This window comes from Sporosarcina psychrophila (assembly GCF_001590685.1).
In the GTDB taxonomy this organism is placed as follows: Bacteria; Bacillota; Bacilli; order Bacillales_A; family Planococcaceae; genus Sporosarcina; species Sporosarcina psychrophila.
The window spans coordinates 4,640,189-4,663,551 of the sequence record NZ_CP014616.1; the positions used below are offsets into that span (position 1 = coordinate 4,640,189).

The following is a 23,363-nucleotide window of genomic DNA, read 5'->3' on the forward strand; positions in this document are numbered from 1 at the left end:
AATAATAGTATTGTCCGGATCGGTTAACCGTTCTGGATTTTTTTTCGTTGCTTAGGATACTATGACACCTCATACTATGAATACATTGCAACATAAAAAATTCACGTCCAGACTACAGCGCATTTCTTATGTACTACTGTCTGTCATTCATCTTCGACATGAAATTCTTTATAAACATCGCGACGGCTTAATCCACGGTCATTTGCTACTTCTCGGATTGCCTCTTTTGAACGAAGACCTTTTCTTTCCATCAATTCTGTCACATGATCACGAATTTCTAAGTCGTTCCACCACTCCTGTTGCTCTTCTACAATAACTCCGTCACTGCCTTCGATTACAATACAGAACTCGCCACGTATTTCATTTGATTCTGCCCATAAAACAGCTTCTTCAAGCGTACCACGAAGAAATTCCTCAAAACGTTTTGTCAATTCCCTTGCCAGGACAACAGAGCGTGTCCCACCGAAGCTCGTCTGTAACGCGCGTAAAGTCTCCTTTAGCCTGTGAGGTGCCTCATATAAAATAACCGTCTCTTCTCGTTGTTTTAAATCGTCTAATTGAATGTTCCTGGCCTTCTTCTGACGTGATAAGAAACCAAAGAACATAAAAGGTTGCGGTACTAACCCTGAAGCAACTAGCGCGCTGATTGCTGCATTCGCACCTGGAACAGGAACTACGTCGTACCCTGCAATAATTGCCTTGGCTACAATGTCTGCCCCCGGATCAGAAATGCATGGCATACCCGCATCACTCACGAGTGCAACCGTCTTTCCATCGGCAAGCATGGCCAAAATCTTTTCGCCACCAACTTCAATATTATGTTCATGGTAACTTGTTAGCGGTGTCTTAATTTCAAAATGGTTACATAACCTGATTGTATTTCGCGTATCCTCTGCCGCTATCATATCAACCTCTTTCAAGATACGAATCGCTCGGTATGTCATATCTTCAAGATTACCGATTGGTGTTCCGACTAAAAACAGTTTTCCACCGCCTGGTTCAGCACTTTTCTGTGACTTCATTTACGTTTCGCCTCTTTCTAATATAGATCTCTTTCGCATTCCTCTTCAGTTGTTTAAATTGATACTCTGCCTGCATAGCTTCACGTTTTGTTTCGAAGTTCTCATGGTAAATACATTGTACAGGTCGTTTTGCGCGTGTATATTTAGCGCCCTTCCCTTCATTATGTACACGAACACGCTTTTCCAAATCATTCGTATAACCGGCATAATAGGACCCATCCTTGCATTCTAATACATAAAATAAGTGATCACCCATTTTGTCCATAAAGGAGGAGCCTCACTTCTTCCGTATATTCATTATCAGCACCATACACATAGAGAGGCGGTAATACTTTCAAATCTGGCTTACCGTCTTTAATCGCCTCAATTAGCAATGTATTTGCTTCTTTACCTTCTTTCGGATAAATAAACTGAATTCGTTTAGGCTCAAGTCGATTTGCACGCATTGCAGTGACAATGTCGAGTAAACGTCCTGGACGGTGGACAAACGCCGCCTTTCCCCCCTGCTTTAACAATTCGCTTGCCGACTGGATAGCCTGTTCAAGCGTTAGATAGATTTCATGCCTGGCAATTGCCAGATGCTCCGATAAGTTCTTTTCGCTTGCCTCATGCGCTGGGAAGTAGGGAGGGTTACATGTTACTGTATCGTATTTCTCATAGCCGATTTTTGCCGCAATGCCAATGACATCATCATTAAGGATGCGAATCCTGCTTTCCAGCCCATTATACCGGACACTTCTTACCGCCATATTTGCAAGCCGCTCCTGTAATTCAACAGCAGTAATAGTAGCGTTCGTTCTGGCGCTTAAAAACAACGGAATCGCTCCGTTACCTGCACATATATCTACAATTTTTCCAGTTTGTTGTAGCGGGACATAGGCAAATCTTGCAAGTAGTACTGCATCCAAAGAAAAAGAAAATACAGACGGACTTTGAATAATCCGCAAATCTTCCGCTAATAAATAATCGAGTCGTTCATCATCTTGTAAAATTTCATCCATAATATTTTCCTCCATAATAAAAATGCGTGAAGCGCCGAATTAAGGAACACATCCTAAGTACGCCGCGTCCTGCGGCAACAAAGAGGGGTGTAGTTCAATCCCTCTCCGATGCATGACCCACCCCCTGTGGGCCCACAATAAAAGAAAAGCCGATGCCTACGTTGCAATAGGATCGGCTCATTTTACACGTTTTGTTTATTTAAGAAAGAGAGGCAGAACAGACAATCTTCCCCTTTACGAATACCACCGTAATGGACATTGCAGACGTGAAATCCTTCATTATATAGGCGCGCTAAATTATCAACGCCTTCTCCAACGTCTATTTTATTCGTTTTTTTCCGATGTTGCCTTGTGTTGATTGTCTGTACTTCTTCATCAATTTGTTTGTCCATTTCTTCAAGCCGCTTGCGCAAATGATGGTTTTCGAGTTGAAGCGAATGGTTCTCTTCCGTCATCTGCGCGACGAATCCAATCAATTCGCGGAATTGCTTTTGCATAGATTCGAGTTCTTGCTCGAATTCCATAACCCTATCCAGAAAACTCTTTTCTTTCAACTATCCCACCTCATTATTTCATCAATTGAGCCATATTTTTTTGTTGTTCCATTATTTCTTCCAACGTATACTCCAATACCAAATCCTGATCCGTCATACTTACTTGAAGAAGGCGTTCAAGCAGATTCAGTCCAACTACTTTTCCAGGCCCCTCAGGTGTTTGGACACGTGTTCCTACATCTGGCATAAGCGCTTTTGCTTCTTCGTAATCATCATTCTCATATTTCAAGCAGCACATAAGACGTCCGCACAGACCTGATATTTTAGAAGGATTAAGTGATAAGTTCTGATCTTTTGCCATTTTTATCGAAACCGGTTCGAAATCACCTAGGAATGTTGAACAGCAAAGCATCCGGCCACATGGTCCAATGCCACCAAGCATTTTCGCCTCATCACGTACACCAATCTGTCGCAGTTCAATACGTGTCCGGAAAATCGAAGCAAGATCTTTAACAAGATTCCGGAAATCAACACGACCTTCAGCCGTAAAGTAAAAGACAATCTTGTTTCGATCGAATGTATACTCGACATCAACCAACTTCATCTCTAACGAATGTTCTACAATCTTTTCTACACCTGTACTAAAAGCCCGTTCAGCCTCAAGACGGTTCTCCTCTACTTTTTCGAGGTCTTCCGTTTGCGCTGGACGAATGATCTTTTTGAGTGGCAAGACAACATCATTCTCACCAACTTCTCTTACCTTACCTGTAACTTTACCGTATTCGATTCCACGTGCTGTTTCAACGATGACGTAGTCACCTTCGTCGAGCGTGTACTCCAGTGGATCGAAATAATATATTTTACCCGCTTTCTTAAAGCGGACACCTACAACTTTATACAACAAGTAACCCCTCCTGCATGCTGAGCACCAATTGTTCCATTAAAAGTGTGCGATTCATATTGCCATGCAATTGCTTTTTCGACTGCAATATTGCCTCCATATTAGCAGACAGCTGGCTATATGTCATCTTCATCGAAAGACCTCTAACTAGTTCTTGCTGATCGGGAAATGTTGCTGTTGACTGCAAACCGGCTTTGGATGCCACCACATCTCTGTAAGCATAAAGCAGTAAATCCAGTCCACTCTCAGTCTCTTCCTTCTCTTTAAATAAAGGGGCCCATTCTGATTGAATGAATAACAACGCTTCATGGACATGTCTATCCGATGCTTCAACCAATTTTAACACTGTTTTTCGCATGTGTGCAAATTGATCATCTCCAGCCAGTCGAAAAGCTTCATCCAGATTGGCAGTGACCATCGTAACGGTCGCTGCCATTGAAGGTGTAATCCCCTTCCCGACTAGCTCACTAATCATCATTTCTCTAGACGGCGGTAGAAAAGATAACCGTTGACACCGTGATTGGATCGTTGGCAATATCGATTGATATGAATCCGTTAAAAGGATTGCCGTTACATCGCCTTCGGGTTCCTCAAGAAACTTAAGCAACGTATTCGCCGCAGCAACGTTCATCCGATCTGCCCTAGTAATAATATATATTTTCCTACCCGACTCGTAACCCTTTTTCGTCATGCTATACACAAGATTGGACATCTGCTCTTTCCTGATATCCTGACCATCTGGTCGAATAAGCGTTACGTTTGGATGATTACTGGACGTCACTCGTCGACAAGAATGACATGTTTCACATGGAACAAATTTTTCAGGACTAGCACAAAGAAGAAGTTTGGCGAAAAAAAGTGCAACTGCTTCTTTTCCTGTTCCACGTTCACCGTCAAACATATATGCATGTCCAATTCGCCCATTTTTATAAGAAGAACTTAATCGTTCAGTTATTTTTTTTTGCTCTACTACAAGTCGGTTATTCATTTGATCTTGCATAAGCACACACCTCCGTGTTCAAAAAAACCGTGTTTCTTAAACGACAGAAAACACGGAATCACATGTATAGATTGATGAGTAGCCCTTTGATCTCACCAATTTTAGCTAATAGATCGACAGATGTTTTTTCTTCATTCAACAAGTCTTCTGCCAACTCAATAAGCCTTTCATCTATCGTTTCGACAATTTTCAACCTGCGTCCCTCACCGAAACGATTCCATGTATGAGACTGTTTAAGTCCCATTCCAGATTCAACGGCTTCTTTAAGAAAACGTCGAACTAGCATTTTAAATTTAGCCATATCGCGCAAATTGCGAGAACGGGCAATTCGGTCCCCTGCCGATGAAATATCGCCGAGGAGCTTAGTAACCTGCTCTCCTTGGAGGCGCTGCTCTTGTTTAACGACCATTTGGCCGAACCGCGCTCCACCTTGAGATGAGTGTAAAGGATCGTTCCTCATCTTATCGAGGCCTGACCGGTAGTCACTATTGACTTTCATTTAGGTTCACCTCTTATTCATCAAAAATGATGAAAATGTTCAATTGGAAGGACGAATACGGTAGCACCGCCAACCTCGACTTCAACCGGGTAAGGAATGTATGAGTCTGCATTTCCACCCATTGGAGAAACTGGAGCTACCATTTGATCTCGTGAACGGCAATTTTCTCGAATAAGTTCAAGCGCCTTCGGAATGAGGGCATCATCGGTACCAATCAAAAATGTCGTATTTCCCGACCGTAAAAATCCTCCCGTACTAGCCAATTTCGTCGCTCGGAAGTCACCTTTGGTCAAAGCCGTAGACAACCGGTTACTGTCTTGGTCCTGTACAACTGCCACAATCAATTTCACGATAATCTCCCCTTTTCCGCTTTCCAACTATTATATCATGAATCTGACTATTTAATGAGTTGGGAGCATATGATTTTCCAAACATTTTCCGTTACTTGCTCTTTAGAGAGCGATGCATCCGTTGATTGAATCCGTTCTGGGTAACGACGAATGAGCTCCTGATAACCCTCATAAACGTTTTGATGAAAATGGATACTTTCATTATCCAATCGATTCTCTTCTCGTTTGTCATTTGCCGCAATTCGCGCAAGTCCTTGTTCTGGATTAATATCAAAAAAGACCGTCAGATCCGGCATCGTATCACTGATAGCAAACTCATTAATCGATAGAACCTCATCAATTCCAAGTCCGCGCGCATGCCCCTGATAAGCTAGCGAACTATCAACAAAACGATCACATAGGACAATCATTCCGTCCTTAAGTGCAGGCATCACTTTTTCAACAAGATGCTGCCTTCGTGCGGCTGCATAGAGAAGTGCTTCCGTCTTCGCATCCATTTCCTGATGATCATTATCGAGGATTATTTCACGGATTTTCTCCGCAATACGAATTCCACCCGGTTCGCGCGTAAGAATGACCTTCAATCCTTGTTCTTCCATACGTTTATATAACTCTTTGATGACTGTTGTCTTTCCAGCCCCTTCAGGTCCTTCAAATGTAATGAATACACCTTTCTGTATCATGTTATTCCTCCACTCTATTCTTTACTACAACTATCAGTTTTTCGTTAATTCGAATTTCCCCCTGGAATTTCGCCCCCATTTGGAGCAATTTCCCTAAAGTTTGAACATGCTCATCCTTTACAATTTCTCCGGCAATTAAAAGCGGAATACCCGGCGGATAGGGAATCACGGAAGCGGCCGCCACACGCCCCAGGGAATCCAAGTATGGAATCCACTCCACTTCCATATTCGCCACTTCCTCTGACGTGTAAGCAAGACGAGAAAGTCCCTCCCCAAGTAGTGGTGCTTCTATTGTACTTATTATCTTATCCAATCCATCCAAACAAGTAACCGCAGTTTTAATTTTCTCGTAAACTTCATCGAAAGGATAAATCGACCCCACTTTTAATAACGGTAACACGAACAACACTTGATAGGGATCTGCAATTTCACTATAAATTCCTTCCGCTTCCAGTTTCTTTTGTAGATCAAAACCAGAATAACCTTCAATGCGTAAAATAAGCTTTAACGGATCATCCGTTTCAAACGCTCGAAGTCTTGGTATCAGTTTCAAACGTTTGATAAAAGATACCCGCCATTCCACGAAGACCTTTTTATCTTCTTCATTATAAGACTCTGCATAAGCTCTGGCATCGTCAAGCGATGCCATCAACAAATAAGATGGACTGCTAGACTGTAGCATCCCTAAATAACGGGCAACTTTTTCTGCAGCGATGTAGTCTGAGCGTACGTGTAAAAAAGAAGCCATCGTCATCGCTGGCAATGTTTTATGCGCTGAATGAACAACTACATCCGCACCCATCTCCAACGCTGAACGAGGAAACGGTTCACCTACAACAAAATGTGCACCGTGTGCCTCATCTACCAAGACTGGAACTCCATATGTATGACAAAGGTTGATAGTCTCTTCTAACTCGGTCCCTGTTAGGCCATAGTACGTCGGGTAGGTAAGAATAACAGCCTTGGCTCCAGGATAGGCCTTGAGCGCCTCGCCGACTTGCGCAGCGGTCACGCCTCCCGCTGTCTTTGTAGTCACATCCCAAACCGGTGACACAAACACCGGCCTTGCACCAGTCAGCTCAATCGCATGGAAAATCGACTTATGTGCATTGCGCTGAACAATAACTGTTTCACCCGCACGGCACGCCGCATAGACCATTGCCAAATTCCCTACCGTTGAACCATTCACAAGAAAGAAGCTTTGATCCGAACCATAGAGTAACGACAGCTTCTGTTGCGCCTCTTCAATTACACCACTCGGCTCATGAAGATCGTCAAGTCCCTCTAACTCAGTAAAATCATATTGAAGAGCCATCCGTAACTCGGTCGGTAGTCCAGAAAGTATTCCCCCCTTATGTCCAGGCACGTGGAATGAAATCGGGTTTGCTTCTTTGAACTTAGTTAACGCTTCAATAAGCGGCCGATTAGGATCTTTCATTGTAAATCACACTTCCTTTCCTTCTATTATATAGTATCTCAGACCGATCATATAACCAGTACAACCCACGTCTGTTGAATAACCATTTTCTTACACAACATACTGGTAAAGGAGGCTCCAAAGTCTTCATTTGGACTAGTATGTTTCCGGAGAAGCCATCTATTCCCTCATCCCCCAAAGCCTCAGCACTTTGAGTACCTATTATAGCCATGGAGATCGACGGATGAACGACAACCATACAAGAAGCACTTTTGGTTAATCAACAGATATGAGTTCAACCAGTCATGTAGCGCCTGTTCAGCCCCGACAAGGCGTTCTTATTACCTTTACTTACAGGACAGAAGGCGACTCTAGACGAACAAAAAGTCATTACCTACTTGCTGGCAATGACTACATTTCTTCAAATCCATGTTTTCTATGTACTTTTGCTTTAATTTCCGGAAAAAACATGCAGATAACACAAAACGAGATGATTCTAAAGAATCATCTCGTTTTGTGTTATCCATGGTGCCCGGCGACGTCCTACTCTCGCAGGGGGAAACCCCCAACTACCATCGGCGCTGAAGAGCTTAACTTCCGTGTTCGGGATGGGAACGGGTGTGACCTCTTCGCAATCGTCACCAGACTCTTTGAGCTTGTTCGCTCAAAACTGAATAAAACAGACATTGTGCTACACGAATCAGGGTAATCAAGCCCTTTTCAAAATTGGTTAAGTCCTCGATCGATTAGTATCCGTCAGCTCCACACGTCGCCGTGCTTCCACCCCAGACCTATCAACCTCATCTTCTTTGAGGGATCTTACTTACTTGCGTAATGGGAAATCTCATCTCGAGGGGGGCTTCATGCTTAGATGCTTTCAGCATTTATCCCGTCCATACATAGCTACCCAGCGATGCCTTTGGCAAGACAACTGGTACACCAGAGGTATGTCCATCCCGGTCCTCTCGTACTAAGGACAGCTCCTCTCAAATTTCCTGCGCCCGCGACGGATAGGGACCGAACTGTCTCACGACGTTCTGAACCCAGCTCGCGTACCGCTTTAATGGGCGAACAGCCCAACCCTTGGGACCGACTACAGCCCCAGGATGCGATGAGCCGACATCGAGGTGCCAAACCTCCCCGTCGATGTGGACTCTTGGGGGAGATAAGCCTGTTATCCCCGGGGTAGCTTTTATCCGTTGAGCGATGGCCCTTCCATGCGGAACCACCGGATCACTAAGCCCGTCTTTCGACCCTGCTCGACTTGTAGGTCTCGCAGTCAAGCTCCCTTATGCCTTTGCACTCTACGAATGATGTCCAACCATTCTGAGGGAACCTTTGGGCGCCTCCGTTACTCTTTAGGAGGCGACCGCCCCAGTCAAACTGCCCGCCTGACACTGTCTCCTGCCCCGATAAGGGGCATGGGTTAGAAGTCCAATACAGCCAGGGTAGTATCCCACCAACGCCTCATCCGAAGCTAGCGCTCCGGAATCCAAGGCTCCTACCTATCCTGTACAGGCTGCACCGGAATTCAATATCAGGTTACAGTAAAGCTCCACGGGGTCTTTCCGTCCTGTCGCGGGTAACCTGCATCTTCACAGGTATTATAATTTCACCGAGTCTCTCGTTGAGACAGTGCCCAGATCGTTACGCCTTTCGTGCGGGTCGGAACTTACCCGACAAGGAATTTCGCTACCTTAGGACCGTTATAGTTACGGCCGCCGTTTACTGGGGCTTCAATTCGAAGCTTCGCTTGCGCTGACCTCTCCTCTTAACCTTCCAGCACCGGGCAGGCGTCAGCCCCTATACTTCACCTTGCGGTTTTGCAGAGACCTGTGTTTTTGCTAAACAGTCGCCTGGGCCTATTCACTGCGGCTCTCTCGGGCTTTAACACCCTACCAGAGCACCCCTTCTCCCGAAGTTACGGGGTCATTTTGCCGAGTTCCTTAACGAGAGTTCTCTCGATCACCTTAGGATTCTCTCCTCGCCTACCTGTGTCGGTTTGCGGTACAGGCACCTCCCGCCTCGCTAGAGGCTTTTCTTGGCAGCGTGAAATCAGGGACTCAGGGATAAATCCCCTTGCTGTAACAGCTCAATGTTATAGGAACGGGATTTGCCTCATTCCACACCTCACTGCTTAGACGCGCATAACCAACAGCGCGCTCACCCTATCCTACTGCGTCACCCCATTGCTCAAACGGCGGGGAGGTGGTACAGGAATATCAACCTGTTGTCCATCGTCTACGCCTTTCGGCCTCAACTTAGGTCCTGACTAACCCTGAGCGGACGAGCCTTCCTCAGGAAACCTTGGGCATTCGGTGGAAGGGATTCTCACCCTTCTTTCGCTACTCATACCGGCATTCTCACTTCCAAGCGCTCCACCAGTCCTTACGGTCTAGCTTCGACGCCCTTGGAACGCTCTCCTACCACTGACATCTAAGATGTCAATCCACAGTTTCGGTGATTCGTTTAGCCCCGGTACATTTTCGGCGCAGCGCCACTCGACCAGTGAGCTATTACGCACTCTTTAAATGATGGCTGCTTCTAAGCCAACATCCTGGTTGTCTGGGCAACGCCACATCCTTTTCCACTTAACGAATACTTGGGGACCTTAACTGGTGGTCTGGGCTGTTTCCCTCTCGACTACGGATCTTATCACCCGCAGTCTGACTCCCAAACATAAATCATCGGCATTCGGAGTTTGTCTGAATTCGGTAACCCGGGATGGGCCCCTAGTCCAAACAGTGCTCTACCTCCGAGATTCTTAAGTTTGAGGCTAGCCCTAAAGCTATTTCGGAGAGAACCAGCTATCTCCAGGTTCGATTGGAATTTCACCGCTACCCACACCTCATCCCCGCACTTTTCAACGTACGTGGGTTCGGGCCTCCAGTAAGTGTTACCTTACCTTCACCCTGGACATGGGTAGATCACCTGGTTTCGGGTCTACGACCCCATACTCTATCGCCCTATTCAGACTCGCTTTCGCTGCGGCTCCGCATTCACTGCTTAACCTTGCATGGAATCGTAACTCGCCGGTTCATTCTACAAAAGGCACGCCATCACCCATTAACGGGCTCTGACAACTTGTAGGCACATGGTTTCAGGATCTATTTCACTCCCCTTCCGGGGTGCTTTTCACCTTTCCCTCACGGTACTGGTTCACTATCGGTCACTAGGGAGTATTTAGCCTTGGGAGATGGTCCTCCCGGATTCCGACGGAATTTCACGTGTTCCGCCGTACTCAGGATACACTCTGGAGAGAATGGACTTTCAACTACGGGGCTTTTACCCGCTACGGCGGACCTTTCCAGGTCGCTTCGTCTAATCCATTCCTTTGTAACTCCGTATAGAGTGTCCTACAACCCCAAGAAGCAAGCTTCTTGGTTTGGGCTCTTCCCGTTTCGCTCGCCGCTACTCAGGGAATCGATTTTTCTTTCTATTCCTCCGGATACTTAGATGTTTCAGTTCTCCGGGTGTGCCTCGTTTACGCTATGTATTCACGTAAACGTACTGTCCCATTATGGACAGTGGGTTTCCCCATTCGGAAATCTCCGGATCAAAGCTTACTTACAGCTCCCCGGAGCATATCGGTGTTAGTGCCGTCCTTCTTAGGCTCCTAGTGCCAAGGCATCCGCCATGCGCCCTTTCTAACTTAACCCTTTGGTTTTCAATAAGCTTACGCTTCTTGAATTCCTCTTTGGTGAATTCTCCTTTACAGCGATGTAAATCGGAATTCGTAAAAGGCATTGCATGATTAGCTCATTTGCATGCGCTAATCTAGAGAAACGAATTTCTCTACGTTGATTACTTGATTTGTTGCTATCAATGTCGTTTCATTCAGTTTTCAAAGAACAAGTTTTGAATGTTCATATATAGAGGCTTCTTCAAGCGAAAAAACGCTTAAAAAGCTTAATGAACCTTCAAAACTGAACGCAAAACATCAATGTGTAAACCCGTGGTTTACATTCCGTAATAATCCTTAGAAAGGAGGTGATCCAGCCGCACCTTCCGATACGGCTACCTTGTTACGACTTCACCCCAATCATCTGTCCCACCTTCGGCGGCTGGCTCCCGTAAGGGTTACCCCACCGACTTCGGGTGTTACAAACTCTCGTGGTGTGACGGGCGGTGTGTACAAGACCCGGGAACGTATTCACCGTGGCATGCTGATCCACGATTACTAGCGATTCCGGCTTCATGGAGGCGAGTTGCAGCCTCCAATCCGAACTGGGAATGATTTTATGGGATTGGCTCCCCCTCGCGGGTTGGCAACCCTCTGTATCATCCATTGTAGCACGTGTGTAGCCCAGGTCATAAGGGGCATGATGATTTGACGTCATCCCCACCTTCCTCCGGTTTATCACCGGCAGTCACCTTAGAGTGCCCAACTGAATGCTGGCAACTAAGATCAAGGGTTGCGCTCGTTGCGGGACTTAACCCAACATCTCACGACACGAGCTGACGACAACCATGCACCACCTGTCACCACTGTCCCCGAAGGGAAAGGCGTATCTCTACACCGGTCAGTGGGATGTCAAGACCTGGTAAGGTTCTTCGCGTTGCTTCGAATTAAACCACATGCTCCACCGCTTGTGCGGGTCCCCGTCAATTCCTTTGAGTTTCAGCCTTGCGGCCGTACTCCCCAGGCGGAGTGCTTAATGCGTTAGCTGCAGCACTAAGGGGCGGAAACCCCCTAACACTTAGCACTCATCGTTTACGGCGTGGACTACCAGGGTATCTAATCCTGTTTGCTCCCCACGCTTTCGCGCCTCAGCGTCAGTTACAGACCAGAAAGCCGCCTTCGCCACTGGTGTTCCTCCACATCTCTACGCATTTCACCGCTACACGTGGAATTCCGCTTTCCTCTTCTGTACTCAAGTTCTCCAGTTTCCAATGACCCTCCACGGTTGAGCCGTGGGCTTTCACATCAGACTTAAAGAACCGCCTGCGCGCGCTTTACGCCCAATAATTCCGGACAACGCTTGCCACCTACGTATTACCGCGGCTGCTGGCACGTAGTTAGCCGTGGCTTTCTAATAAGGTACCGTCATGGCACGGGCAGTTACTCCCGTACGTGTTCTTCCCTTACAACAGAGCTTTACGATCCGAAAACCTTCTTCGCTCACGCGGCATTGCTCCATCAGACTTTCGTCCATTGTGGAAGATTCCCTACTGCTGCCTCCCGTAGGAGTCTGGGCCGTGTCTCAGTCCCAGTGTGGCCGATCACCCTCTCAGGTCGGCTACGCATCGTCGCCTTGGTAGGCCATTACCCCACCAACTAGCTAATGCGCCGCGGGCCCATCCTACAGTGACAGCCGAAACCGTCTTTCAGAGTTTGTCCATGCGGACAAACTGATTATTCGGTATTAGCCCCGGTTTCCCGGAGTTATCCCCATCTGTAGGGCAGGTTGCCCACGTGTTACTCACCCGTCCGCCGCTAAAATCAGAGAGCAAGCTCTCGTCATTCCGCTCGACTTGCATGTATTAGGCATGCCGCCAGCGTTCGTCCTGAGCCAGGATCAAACTCTCCATAATAGAAGAAAATGAATAGCTCATTTCTTGCTGACTCGAATCCGAAGATTCTTGTGTGTGTTTCTTTTCAACCAACCAAAGCTGATTTAGTTAGAAACGTTTTGCTTAAGTGCGTTAGCACTCTCGCTGTATTTCATTGATGTTTTGCTGTTCAGTTTTCAAGGTTCATTTGTAATGGAATCAACTTGCAATCCCTCGTGTGTTTCGCGTCCCTCACTGGCGACATACATAAGATTACTACGTCTCTGAACATAAGTCAACACTTTATAACAAACTTTCATAAAAATATTGCAAAAGCGCATAGCGTGGCGATTCCTGGTATCCCTAAAATCGCGAGTAATAGTCCAGACGTGATGTTTACAGGCACATAGATACCCACAAAACCTCCTGCAACATTCATTGCAAAAAGAACAAGGAACGCGAATGCCAACCGAAACCAATAGACCGATAAATGTTCCGAAGCTCGGTGGATATGTTTCTTATCCACCACTACTAATAGAAGGAGAACCAATATAACGACAACAATACCGATAACTTTCACGGGAAACACTCCTTTTTCAATGAATGATCCATTCTATGCGATCCCGTGAAAATATATCAATCCTTGCCTAACTGTCGAGCTTTTGCTTCTTTATATAAGTAAAAGTGTTTACACTCGGCTATTTTACGTCTAACAATTACTTCTTGATCATAATCATTGAGATAGCGCTCAATCCCTCTTGCCTGTTCCCAGTCTTCTTTCGTTGCTACCATTAATGAATGAAGGCGTTCATCAAACTCTTTTTTCAGCCTACTTTTTCGTCTAAACACCGAAGCGGACCCCCTATAACTCCCGGCGACCTTCCAGCGCCTTCGATAATGTAACTTCATCCGCGTATTCGAGATCACCGCCGACAGGTAGTCCATGCGCAATTCTAGTTGTTTTGATTCCTGAAGGTCTAACAAGCCTCGAGATGTACATCGCAGTCGCTTCTCCTTCTATTGTAGGGTTCGTGGCTAGGATCAATTCCTCAACCTCTTCATTCTGCAATCGAACAAGTAGCGACGGGACATTAATATCCTCAGGGCCAACTCCATCCATCGGCGAGATAGCACCGTGAAGGACATGATAAAGCCCCTTGAAATCCCTCATCTTCTCCAAGGCAATAACGTCTTTCGGGTCTTGAACAACACAAATTATCGAACCATCGCGTTGTGTATCCTGACAAATGTGGCAGGGGTCGATATCTGTAATATGACCGCAAACTGAGCAAAAACGCAGATTCCGTTTAGCGTCAACCAGAGCTTTTGCAAAATCCAACACAGTATCTTCCTTCATGCTTAAGACAAAAAACGCCAGACGACCCGCTGTTTTTGGGCCGATACCTGGCAATTTCATAAAACTATCCATCAGTTTTGATATTGGTTCAGGATAATGCATTTATGTGCCTCCTAGAACATTCCTGGCAGATTCAATCCTTTTGTGAATTGACCCATCGTCGAGTTCGTTAATTCTTCCGCTTTAGCCATAGCATCATTCGTAGCAATGACAATAAGGTCTTGTAACATTTCAACATCTTCCGGATCCACTACGGACGGGTCAACGATTACTTCGACAACCTGCTTATCTCCAGATACGATGACTTTTACCATACCGCCACCTGCTGCACCCTCAAGACGTTTTTCACCAAGCTCTTCCTGTGCTACAGCCATTTGTTTTTGCATTTTCTGCATTTGTTTCATCATGCCTTGCATATTTCCCATACCCTTCATGTTTGTTTCCTCCTCTAATTTTTAATCGTCATGGACTTCTATGAAATCTTTACCGAAAATCTTTTCCGCCTCAGTTACAATCGGATCCGCATTTTCCTGTTCTGCTTCCTTTACGAAAGAAAGCATTTCTTCACCAGGCACCCCTTCATCAGAACTTTCCGGCTCTTGTTGTTTAGCGAGCCCATTTTTCCGAATGAAGTCTCCCCTTACACTCAACCAACCTTCTTCAGGCACATACACGACTTCATATGCTTTCCCGGTTCGTGAACGTAAGGCATCTGACAAGCCCGACCGAAGTGACGGATTTTCAGACGCCATGAGGCAATGGATTTCATATTTGAATTTTAACACAAAAGCATTCTCTGATGCTGCGACTGGTTCTGTCTCTTCGAGAAGCGCGGCATGTGACCTTTGCATTGTCTGCATCATCCCCGCCCATTCTTCCCGAATCGTCTGGATGTCTTGTTTTGTCGCAGATTTCAATACTTCGTGAATTTTACCTGTCGGAACTTTGAAGCCTTGCGACGATTTTGACGCATTTTTCCGTGGTTGAGCGGATTGATCTGCAACCGTCTGCTTATTCATTCCACCACTAGACATCTGCTGTTGCAACTCCATAATTGTGCGCTCAAGATCTGCTACCTTCTGCGTAAGCCCCGGATCAATGGCATGATTGCCTCCACTGACCTGCACAGGGCTGTCAAGATGAATCATTTTCAAAAAGGCAGACTCAATATAGACTTTTGCATGATTGGAGAACCGCATTTCCTGTTGCGTTTTTGCCAGTATGTCAATGAATAAATACAACGTATCCATTTCAAATCGTTGTGCCATTTCTACAAACCGTTCATCGCCAGGTATGAGTTCGAGTAAATCTTTTAAGCTGGGTGCTGTTCGCAGAAGAAGAAGATCCCGGAAAAACGTGATTAAATCTTCTGCTAGCCTGGAAACATCTTTTCCCTCCGCAATAAGTCGATCAAGCAATGTCAGTACCATGCCAGCGTCTTTACCAAGTAGCGCTTCCGCCAACTGATGGAAAATGTCTTCACCAATTGATCCAGTTACAAGCAGTGCATCTTCAATTGTTATCTTGTCTCCACTAAACGACACAACTTGGTCAAGCATACTGAGTGCATCACGCATTCCTCCAGAAGCCGCCTGCGCAATTACTTTCAAAGCACTTTCATCAGACTCAATACCCGTATCCGCAAGTACCGTCTTCATTCGATTAGTAATATCAGCCGGTGTAATTGGTTTAAAATCGAAGCGCTGACACCTCGAAATAATCGTCAATGGTAGTTTATGCGGTTCTGTGGTTGCTAAGATAAATACGACATGCGATGGCGGTTCCTCAAGAGTTTTCAAAAGCGCATTGAATGCCGAATTTGATAACATATGTACCTCATCGATAATATATACTTTAAAACGAGCATTCGACGGGGCAAACCGTACCTTTTCAATAATGTCTCGCATTTCCTCAACACGTGAGTTCGAAGCTGCATCAAATTCGATGACATCCGTATTCGACCCTTCCGTGATGCTGATACACGTCGGACACTCATTGCACGGTTCTTTTGCTGGACCATTTTCGCAATTTAACGCTTTCGCAAAAACTTTCGCCGCACTTGTCTTCCCTGTACCTCTTGGACCCGAGAAAAGATAAGCATGTGTCGTCTTATTATGAAGGAGGGCGTTCTGAAGTGTCTGTTTCACATGTTGCTGTCCGGACATCTCAGCAAATGATTGAGGCCGATATACGCGGTAAAAAGCTTGATACACCAACAGTTTCCTCTCCTTTTGACGCAATGCGCTAATGTTTCCATTATAGCACAAACGCCTATACGAATCCTTTATTAGCGCAACAAAAAACTCGTCCGCAGAAACGGACGAGTCGAATTGTGAAATTAATGCCGTGCACCTTCCTCCGACAGCCACACATAAGCGTTACTCCTGTCGCCAGCTCGGTCTAGGCGACCCCGCGGCACATGAGAAATTCTACTTAATGCTGCTTCCTTCCGGACCTGACATAGTTCATAGGTTCCCATTGCGCGGGACCCAAACGTCAACACTGCGTGCAAGAGGCAGACCCTACAATACGGACAGCCTCGGGAAGGGATTCAGTCTTGCTAGAGCGGATTGCAAGTTACAGGACACCGCTATCTCCCCACCTAGCACGGCATTTACAAGTATACTCAATCTGCTAGATTAAATCAATTAATATCATGTGAACAAAGTTATTTTTATAAAACTGTTGACACTTCATTTCAAACATGATAAATTATTAATTGTTGATACGGAGGTATACCCAAGCTCGGCTGAAGGGATCGGTCTTGAAAACCGACAGGGGAGTCAAATCCCGCGGGGGTTCGAATCCCTCTACCTCCTCCATTTTTCCAACTAAACGTATATGCTTGAATTCGAATTCGTTAGTAGATAACGAATTTTTATTTTGCCTATTATAGTAATTAAACTTTAAGAAGCGGAGCCATTTTACTGGTCCGCTTCTTTTTTTGTTCTGTCTAGGCTCCAGACGCCAGACGCTCGGGTCATAAACAATCCAGCTATGTGGCAAAGAACGCCACGTCGCTGGATTGACTTATGCCTGTCGCGTCTAGAAGGCGCCTTCCGCTTTTCTTTGTTTCAATTAACCACAGCACCCGCATTAGACGGTTTGACAGCAATACAACCATAGTACGGGAACGCAACTGCCAATCGCTTTGCCAATTCGCCCTCGTTACCTTGTTTCACAGCCACGAAAAGAGAAGGACCCGCTCCACTAATTGTCATGCCATACGCACCGTACTCGTGGCAAACTTCACGGATCCGGTCGAACTCAGGAAATAACTTCTTACGATACGGCTCATGAAAGATATCCTTTTCCATCATACGCCCCGCCGTTTCCCAATCATCCCGGGCAATCGCTGCTGAAAGTACATTCCCCGCTGCGCTACTACGTATTGCTTCTGAATGTGAGAGTTGGTCTGGCAGAAGCCCCCTAGATGCTTCCGTCAGCAATGCCTCAGGCGGAACAAGTATCACAGCTCCCATTTTTGGTTCTCTTATATGAACGACATCCATTTCCACGCCATCAAAATAAGAAATTGTCACTCCCCCAAGAAGTGCAGCCGAGATATTATCCGCGTGCCCTTCATATCCACTACCTAGAAGCACTTTTTCCTTCGCGGAAAGATTCAATTCAAGAAGTTGGTTTGCAATTTCAATTCCTGCTGCAATTGCCGTTGCACTGCTTCCAAGTCCTTTACCAAGCGGAATATCCGACTGAATGATAAGTCGTGATGCTGGTGCAACACGCCCTTTTCGCTCAGCTATATTAGTAACTGTCTTCACAATTAAATTATCTTCACCGTTCGGTAAATCTTCAAAACCATCGTCTTTATACGTAACTTCCCAATCCTCTGACGGCGATACATTCACCGTCATATAAAGATTAAGTGCAAGTCCGATACTATCGAAGCCTGGCCCAAGATTTGCCGTCGATGCAGGTACGACAACGGAAAAATTGGATTCTGCCATTACTTTGCCCCCGCCTTTAACTCACTAAGAAACGCATCAAATTGTTCCCGTGACATCATTGGTTTCTCTTTATTTACTTCAATTGCTGTATCTGGATCTTTTAGACCGTTACCCGTCAATACCGCAACTACAGTTGAACCTTTTTTCAACAAGCCGCTCTCCACTTGTTTTTTAACGCCCGCAATTGAAGCACACGAGCCTGGTTCTGCAAAAACACCTTCAGATGAAGCGATTAAACTATATGCTTCTAAAATCTCTTCATCTGTTACAGCGAGAATTGTTCCATTCGACTCCGCCAAGGCATTGTTCGCCAGTTCCCAACTTGCGGGATTACCGATTCGAATTGCCGTTGCAACCGTTTCGGGGTTTTCGAATACGCGATTATAAACAATCGGTGCAGCTCCGTCGGCTTGTACACCAAGAAGAACCGGTAACTCAGTACCCTTCTTATCAGCATATTCTTTGAAACCTTTCCAAGCCGCCGAAATATTACCTGCGTTCCCAACCGGAAGTGCAAAAATATCCGGTACTTTTCCAAGTTGCTCAATCGTTTCAAACGCAATTGTCTTTTGACCTTCAAGGCGATACGGGTTAACCGAGTTCACGAGCGCAACGTCTCCCTCGCCGGCCGCACGCACCATAGCCAATGCTTCGTCAAAGTTGCCTTCGATTTCTACAATTTCTGCGCCATACATTTTCGCCTGAGCCAACTTGCCAAGTGCGATTCGACCTTCCGGAATAACTACAATTGTCCGCATTCCAGCACGAGCACCGTATGCCGCCGCCGCTGCAGATGTATTACCCGTTGATGCACAAATAAGAACTTTTTTTCCTTCTTCTTTCGCTTTTGCGACCGCCATAACCATGCCCCGGTCTTTAAATGAACCAGTTGGATTCGTTCCTTCCGTTTTCACGTAAAGGTTAATGCCCCATTGTTCAGATAAATTTGGCATGTGAATAAGAGGGGTATTCCCTTCCTGCAACGTTAACGCCGGCGTATTTTCTGTCACCGGTAACCATTCTTTATATTCCTCAATTAATCCATTCCATCTTTTCATCATTCTTCCCCCTCTACCCGGTAATGGCTAAGTACGCCGATTACCTTTGGTGTCTCGTTCAATTCATTCACAATATCTAAATGCTGTTGTCTCGAAATTTGATGCGTGATGAAAATCAGGTCCGCGTCAGCCGCCTTTTTATCGGAATGCTGAACAACCGTCGCCAGACTTGCACCGTGCTTGCTATAAATAGACGTTAATTTCGTTAGGACACCTACTTCGTCTCTCACGCGAATTCGGTGGAAATAACGTGCGAACTTATTACTATCACTTTTCACTTTTCGCTCATACTGAGGTGCGTGTAACCTTTTGCCGTTGACACCTAGCAGCAAATTACGGCACGCTGCAATAATATCTCCCGTTACAGACGTGGCAGTCGGCATTGATCCAGCCCCCGGTCCATAGAACATTGTTTCTCCAACTGCATCTCCATAAATATATACGGCATTGAACTCATTGTTCACTGATGCCAAAGGATGCGAATTCGGGAAAAACACAGGCTCTACAGCTACTTCTATACCATCCTCATTCTTCTTAGCTGACCCCGCTAACTTCACCGTATAGCCAAACTGCTCAGCCAGTTCTAGATCGCCTTCTTGGATTTCCTTCATCCCTCTCACAAAAACATCGCCCAGACGGACTTCGGTTGAGAAAGACAATGAAGCCAAAATAACCATTTTGCGCGCTGCATCAATGCCATCAACATCCGCCGATGGATCTGCCTCTGCAAAACCAAGTGCTGTCGCCTCTGCCAATGCATCTTCATAAGACATTTTTTCATGTTTCATTTTTGTTAAGATGAAGTTCGTTGTTCCATTCACAATACCTGTCAACGCACGGATACGGTCAGAAGCAAGTCCATCTTCAAGGGTGCGAATTAACGGGATTCCGCCCCCGACGCTTGCTTCGTAAAACAGATCACACTTGTTTTCATCCGCCAGCTTCAATAATCCAGGTCCGAATTCTGCCATAACGTCTTTATTGGCAGTTACGACACCTTTTCCAGCCCGCAGGGAACTTTCAATCGCTTCTTTCGCATCGAAGGTCCCGCCCATCACTTCTACTATTAAATCTATAGACGAGTCTTCAAGCACTTCATACAAATTATCCGTGAATGTTTCCAATGAAAGTGTTGTTTCCCGATTTTTATGTAAATTTTTCACAAGAACTTTTTTAATTTTGACAGGAACGCCAAGTTTATGATGGAGGTCTTCTTGGTGATCTTGCAAGATTTTAGCCACCCCGCTGCCGACAACCCCAAATCCTAATAATCCAATATTAATTTCATTTCTCATTGACGATTCTCCTAACTGTATGTACACTATGAAAAAACAATTGTTCTTTGCATAAAGACATTATAGTGAAATATTCGGATAATAACAACCTTTTTGTGATAAAGTCATAGAATAAATACATTCATCCCATTATATAATAGAAAGGATTTGATGATTGTGAAAGTTTGCAAATTTGGAGGTACTTCAGTAGCGTCTTCCGATCAAATAAAAAAAGTCGCTCAAATCGTAAAAACTGATCCCAGTCGTAAAATCATTGTTGTCTCAGCACCCGGCAAACGGTTTGGCTCAGATGAAAAAGTAACGGATCTACTAATCCAACTTGCTGAAAAAGCCCTTAAGGGGGAAGACACAGAAATTGAATTTAAGGAAGTAGTAGCCCGCTATCAACAGATCGCTGCAGGACTTGGTCTTTCAATGGAGATCGTATCCGTTATCGAAAATGATTTGCATGGACGTCTCGCTAACGATGTAAATGACGCAAATCTCTTCATGGATTGCTTAAAAGCATCTGGAGAAGACAACAACGCGAAGCTAATTGCTGCCTACTTCACACACATTGGAATGGATGCACACTATATGTGTCCAAAAGAGGCCGGTCTACTGGTCAATGAACGACCAGAACGGGTACGCGCACTCCCTGAAGGCGATGACCAGCTTGCACAATTACGCGACAAACCAGGTATTATCGTTTTCCCAGGCTTTTTTGGCTACACGACAGACGGAACACTTCGGACATTCAACAGAGGTGGATCGGACATCACAGGATCTCTACTTGCCGCAGCGACAGAAGCTGAGCTGTATGAAAATTTTACAGACGTTGACTCAGTCTTTGCAGCCAACCCGAATGTTGTCGACAATCCGGTCGGCATCGATAAAATGACTTACCGTGAAATGCGGGAACTAGCCTATGCAGGATTCTCCGTCTTTCACGACGAAGCGCTAATGCCCGCATTCCGTCGTTCCATTCCTGTGTGCATTAAAAACACCAATAATCCGGAGGCTCCGGGAACACTTATCGTCAATGAACGAAATTACTTTGCACAGCCGGTCATTGGTATTGCCGCTGATAGTGGATTTTCCACACTGTTTGTCGACAAATATTTAATGAACCAGGAAATTGGTTTCGGAAGAAAGTTATTGCAAATCCTAGAGGAAGAAGAAATTCCATTTGAGCACACGCCTTCCGGTATTGATAACTTGTCTGTCATCATCAGAAGTAAATTTCTCAATGCGGATAAAGAAGCACGGATTGTACGCCGAGCAAAAGAGGAATTGAACGCGGATCACGTCCATATGCATTCTAATTACTCCATGATCGTTCTTGTAGGCGAAGGAATGCGTCATTCTACTGGACTGGCTGCACGTGCCGCCTCAGCCATCGCACGCACTGGTGCTAGTATCCAAATGATCAACCAAGGTTCATCAGAAGTCAGCCTTGTCTTCGGCGTTCATAAAAAAGACGAAACAAAAATCTTAAAAGAACTGTACGCTGAATTTTTTCTGAAATCTGCGGTTCTTTCTAACTAAATTAGAAATGCCATTGAATACGCTACGACGATCAGGGATGCCTCCCGCCATAAGCCAGATAAGGTGATAAGGTATCCAATTATTCAATATACATATAGATAAAACGGGACACCATCTAAATGAGATGATGTGCCGTTTGTCTTAAATTAGTGGCGTAAACACACCCGGAAACTGCTTCTATGTGAGATGGGTGTTTATAGTTCTACTTTCAATCACATGGGTTGATTAACCAAAAACTACCAGTAAATAACTGAATCAAACACTAGGCACTTCTTGTACAGTATCTTTGGATTGAACGACCTCTATACGATTACCGAGATGTTTTGATGTATAGGAATGAATGCGACAGGTAACTATTCATAACGGGATTACTAAAAAGGGTGTGGCTGGTTTGCCAAAAGCTGACCGGAAATGATCCCGTGAAAACAGAGTTTTTCAAGCCTTTCTTACCTGTTTTTTATGCGAGAAAATGGTTAATCAACAGTTGTGACTATCAATCTGATTCTCCATCAATCGACGGATTTTTATGTATGATTATTTCTCCATTCTCTATGATAAGTTGAGTTAAAGAATCCCATTGAATCTGCCATGGCACTCAATAATAAACGAGGTGTAATTCGGGGTGTGAATTGTAGAACGCTTGGCGCTTTGGCGAACCCTTTGCCGCGCCTGCGCTAGGGTATTCAATATCGAGAGAAATGCGATTTTGAGATGTATATGGCGCGAATGTAAGGTGATTACTATTTGATATAAATTTAATTCGAGAAATTTGCAATACAGATTGCGGGTCTAATCCCTGATTATGAAATGCGCTTTCTCACATAGACTATCCAGCGCAGGCGCGTCTTCGTGGTAGCCGGAGCGATAAGACTGAAAGCGGTCTCCTTTCTGGCTTATCGCGGGAGGCATCCACAAAGCGTCGAAGCGGTATTAGTGGGAATCCTAATTCATTCCAAGTACTAGGGCTTTTTCCGTATTTCCCACGAATTAACCGCTTTTCTATCGCAACAATTTTAATGACTCGCGAAAAAAGAAATTTCCCCTACACACCATCAGCATTAGACAAATTAAGCTGTCGAAGGAAATGGATAAGATGAAATTCCTTCCGAAATAAATGGGTATCTCTCGTTATTTATCGGAATTTTTAGTTTTAATTAACCCTGAAGTTCCTGTACAGTTAAGAAAAGAAGCTGTCTGGGGGGAATGGGAATGCCGTACAAAGTGATAGCCATAGTGTGTTCAATAGTCGCCATTGCATGTTCAGTTTTGGTTTTAGCCAGCGCCCACTTTATTGATGA

At 45.2% G+C, this 23,363-nt stretch carries 19 protein-coding genes, 1 tRNA gene, 3 rRNA genes and 1 other RNA gene; 2 read left to right on the top strand and 22 right to left on the bottom strand.

Annotation, left to right across the window (positions count from 1 at the left end):
* Window positions 1-143: 143 nt before the first annotated feature.
* The 19 genes from rsmI to ffs form a co-directional block, all read right to left on the bottom strand.
* The gene (gene rsmI, locus AZE41_RS21805; RefSeq protein ID WP_067213758.1) at window positions 144-1,022 is read right to left on the bottom strand and encodes a 16S rRNA (cytidine(1402)-2'-O)-methyltransferase; all 879 of its coding nucleotides are present in this window, start codon (window positions 1,020-1,022) and stop codon (window positions 144-146) included.
* On the bottom strand, window positions 1,000-1,287 hold the full coding sequence (locus AZE41_RS21810) for a GIY-YIG nuclease family protein (RefSeq protein WP_067213759.1): 288 nt from the start codon (window positions 1,285-1,287) through the stop codon (window positions 1,000-1,002). Before AZE41_RS21810 ends, rsmI begins: the two co-directional genes overlap by 23 nt.
* Window positions 1,271-2,023 (bottom strand): tRNA1(Val) (adenine(37)-N6)-methyltransferase, encoded by a 753-nt coding sequence (locus tag AZE41_RS21815; RefSeq protein WP_067213760.1) that lies wholly within the window; start codon window positions 2,021-2,023, stop codon window positions 1,271-1,273. Before AZE41_RS21815 ends, AZE41_RS21810 begins: the two co-directional genes overlap by 17 nt.
* Before the next feature lie 182 nt (window positions 2,024-2,205).
* A complete protein-coding gene (yabA, locus tag AZE41_RS21820; RefSeq protein ID WP_067213761.1) occupies window positions 2,206-2,577 on the bottom strand; it encodes a DNA replication initiation control protein YabA in 372 nt (123 codons plus the stop codon).
* 13 nt (window positions 2,578-2,590) lie between these two features.
* On the bottom strand, window positions 2,591-3,418 hold the full coding sequence (locus AZE41_RS21825; RefSeq protein WP_067213762.1) for a PSP1 domain-containing protein: 828 nt from the start codon (window positions 3,416-3,418) through the stop codon (window positions 2,591-2,593).
* A complete protein-coding gene (gene holB, locus AZE41_RS21830; protein WP_082786774.1) occupies window positions 3,411-4,418 on the bottom strand; it encodes a DNA polymerase III subunit delta' in 1,008 nt (335 codons plus the stop codon). The genes AZE41_RS21825 and holB overlap by 8 nt, the downstream gene beginning before the upstream one ends.
* A gap of 58 nt (window positions 4,419-4,476) precedes the next feature.
* Window positions 4,477-4,917, bottom strand: coding sequence for a YaaR family protein (locus AZE41_RS21835; protein ID WP_067213763.1), 441 nt, complete (start codon window positions 4,915-4,917; stop codon window positions 4,477-4,479).
* A 20-nt stretch (window positions 4,918-4,937) separates the two neighbouring features.
* Window positions 4,938-5,267, bottom strand: a complete 330-nt coding sequence (locus tag AZE41_RS21840; protein ID WP_067213764.1) for a cyclic di-AMP receptor DarA — start codon at window positions 5,265-5,267, stop codon at window positions 4,938-4,940.
* Between the two features lie 47 nt (window positions 5,268-5,314).
* Window positions 5,315-5,950: a dTMP kinase gene (gene tmk / locus AZE41_RS21845; protein WP_067213765.1), complete on the bottom strand. Its 636-nt coding sequence runs from the start codon at window positions 5,948-5,950 to the stop codon at window positions 5,315-5,317.
* 1 nt (window position 5,951) lies between these two features.
* A complete protein-coding gene (locus AZE41_RS21850; RefSeq protein ID WP_067213766.1) occupies window positions 5,952-7,388 on the bottom strand; it encodes an aminotransferase class I/II-fold pyridoxal phosphate-dependent enzyme in 1,437 nt (478 codons plus the stop codon).
* 509 nt (window positions 7,389-7,897) lie between these two features.
* A 5S ribosomal RNA gene (gene rrf / locus AZE41_RS21855) occupies window positions 7,898-8,013 on the bottom strand.
* A gap of 80 nt (window positions 8,014-8,093) precedes the next feature.
* Window positions 8,094-11,025 (bottom strand): 23S ribosomal RNA (locus AZE41_RS21860).
* Window positions 11,026-11,350: 325 nt separating this feature from the next.
* A 16S ribosomal RNA gene (locus AZE41_RS21865) occupies window positions 11,351-12,902 on the bottom strand.
* The 16S, 23S and 5S rRNA genes sit together here, the layout of an rRNA operon.
* 274 nt (window positions 12,903-13,176) lie before the next feature.
* Window positions 13,177-13,440, bottom strand: a complete 264-nt coding sequence (locus tag AZE41_RS21870; RefSeq protein ID WP_231885744.1) for a pro-sigmaK processing inhibitor BofA family protein — start codon at window positions 13,438-13,440, stop codon at window positions 13,177-13,179.
* A gap of 56 nt (window positions 13,441-13,496) precedes the next feature.
* Window positions 13,497-13,709, bottom strand: coding sequence for a YaaL family protein (locus tag AZE41_RS21875; RefSeq protein ID WP_067213768.1), 213 nt, complete (start codon window positions 13,707-13,709; stop codon window positions 13,497-13,499).
* A gap of 13 nt (window positions 13,710-13,722) precedes the next feature.
* Entirely contained in the window at window positions 13,723-14,319 is a 597-nt protein-coding gene (gene recR, locus AZE41_RS21880; RefSeq protein ID WP_067213769.1) for a recombination mediator RecR, read from the bottom strand.
* A gap of 11 nt (window positions 14,320-14,330) precedes the next feature.
* Window positions 14,331-14,651, bottom strand: a complete 321-nt coding sequence (locus AZE41_RS21885) for a YbaB/EbfC family nucleoid-associated protein (RefSeq protein WP_067213770.1) — start codon at window positions 14,649-14,651, stop codon at window positions 14,331-14,333.
* Window positions 14,652-14,672: 21 nt separating this feature from the next.
* Window positions 14,673-16,433: a DNA polymerase III subunit gamma/tau gene (dnaX, locus tag AZE41_RS21890; RefSeq protein ID WP_067213771.1), complete on the bottom strand. Its 1,761-nt coding sequence runs from the start codon at window positions 16,431-16,433 to the stop codon at window positions 14,673-14,675.
* Between the two features lie 128 nt (window positions 16,434-16,561).
* Window positions 16,562-16,828, bottom strand: an RNA gene (ffs, locus tag AZE41_RS21895) — signal recognition particle sRNA large type.
* A 118-nt stretch (window positions 16,829-16,946) separates the two neighbouring features.
* Here ffs and AZE41_RS21900 point away from each other — a divergent pair.
* Window positions 16,947-17,039, top strand: a tRNA-Ser gene (locus AZE41_RS21900).
* A 252-nt stretch (window positions 17,040-17,291) separates the two neighbouring features.
* On the opposite strand, the gene thrB is transcribed toward AZE41_RS21900, so the two are convergent.
* The 3 genes from thrB to AZE41_RS21915 are packed head-to-tail and all read right to left on the bottom strand — an operon-like array spanning window position 17,292 to window position 20,538.
* Window positions 17,292-18,185: a homoserine kinase gene (thrB, locus tag AZE41_RS21905; protein WP_067213772.1), complete on the bottom strand. Its 894-nt coding sequence runs from the start codon at window positions 18,183-18,185 to the stop codon at window positions 17,292-17,294.
* A complete protein-coding gene (gene thrC / locus AZE41_RS21910) occupies window positions 18,185-19,243 on the bottom strand; it encodes a threonine synthase (RefSeq protein ID WP_067213773.1) in 1,059 nt (352 codons plus the stop codon). The genes thrB and thrC overlap by 1 nt, the downstream gene beginning before the upstream one ends.
* Complete coding sequence (locus AZE41_RS21915; RefSeq protein WP_067213774.1) at window positions 19,243-20,538, bottom strand: homoserine dehydrogenase; 1,296 nt, start codon at window positions 20,536-20,538, stop codon at window positions 19,243-19,245. Before AZE41_RS21915 ends, thrC begins: the two co-directional genes overlap by 1 nt.
* Window positions 20,539-20,694: 156 nt before the next feature.
* On the opposite strand from AZE41_RS21915, the gene AZE41_RS21920 reads away from it, so the two are divergent.
* Complete coding sequence (locus AZE41_RS21920) at window positions 20,695-22,065, top strand: aspartate kinase (protein ID WP_067214114.1); 1,371 nt, start codon at window positions 20,695-20,697, stop codon at window positions 22,063-22,065.
* The last annotated feature ends 1,298 nt before the right edge of the window (window positions 22,066-23,363 follow it).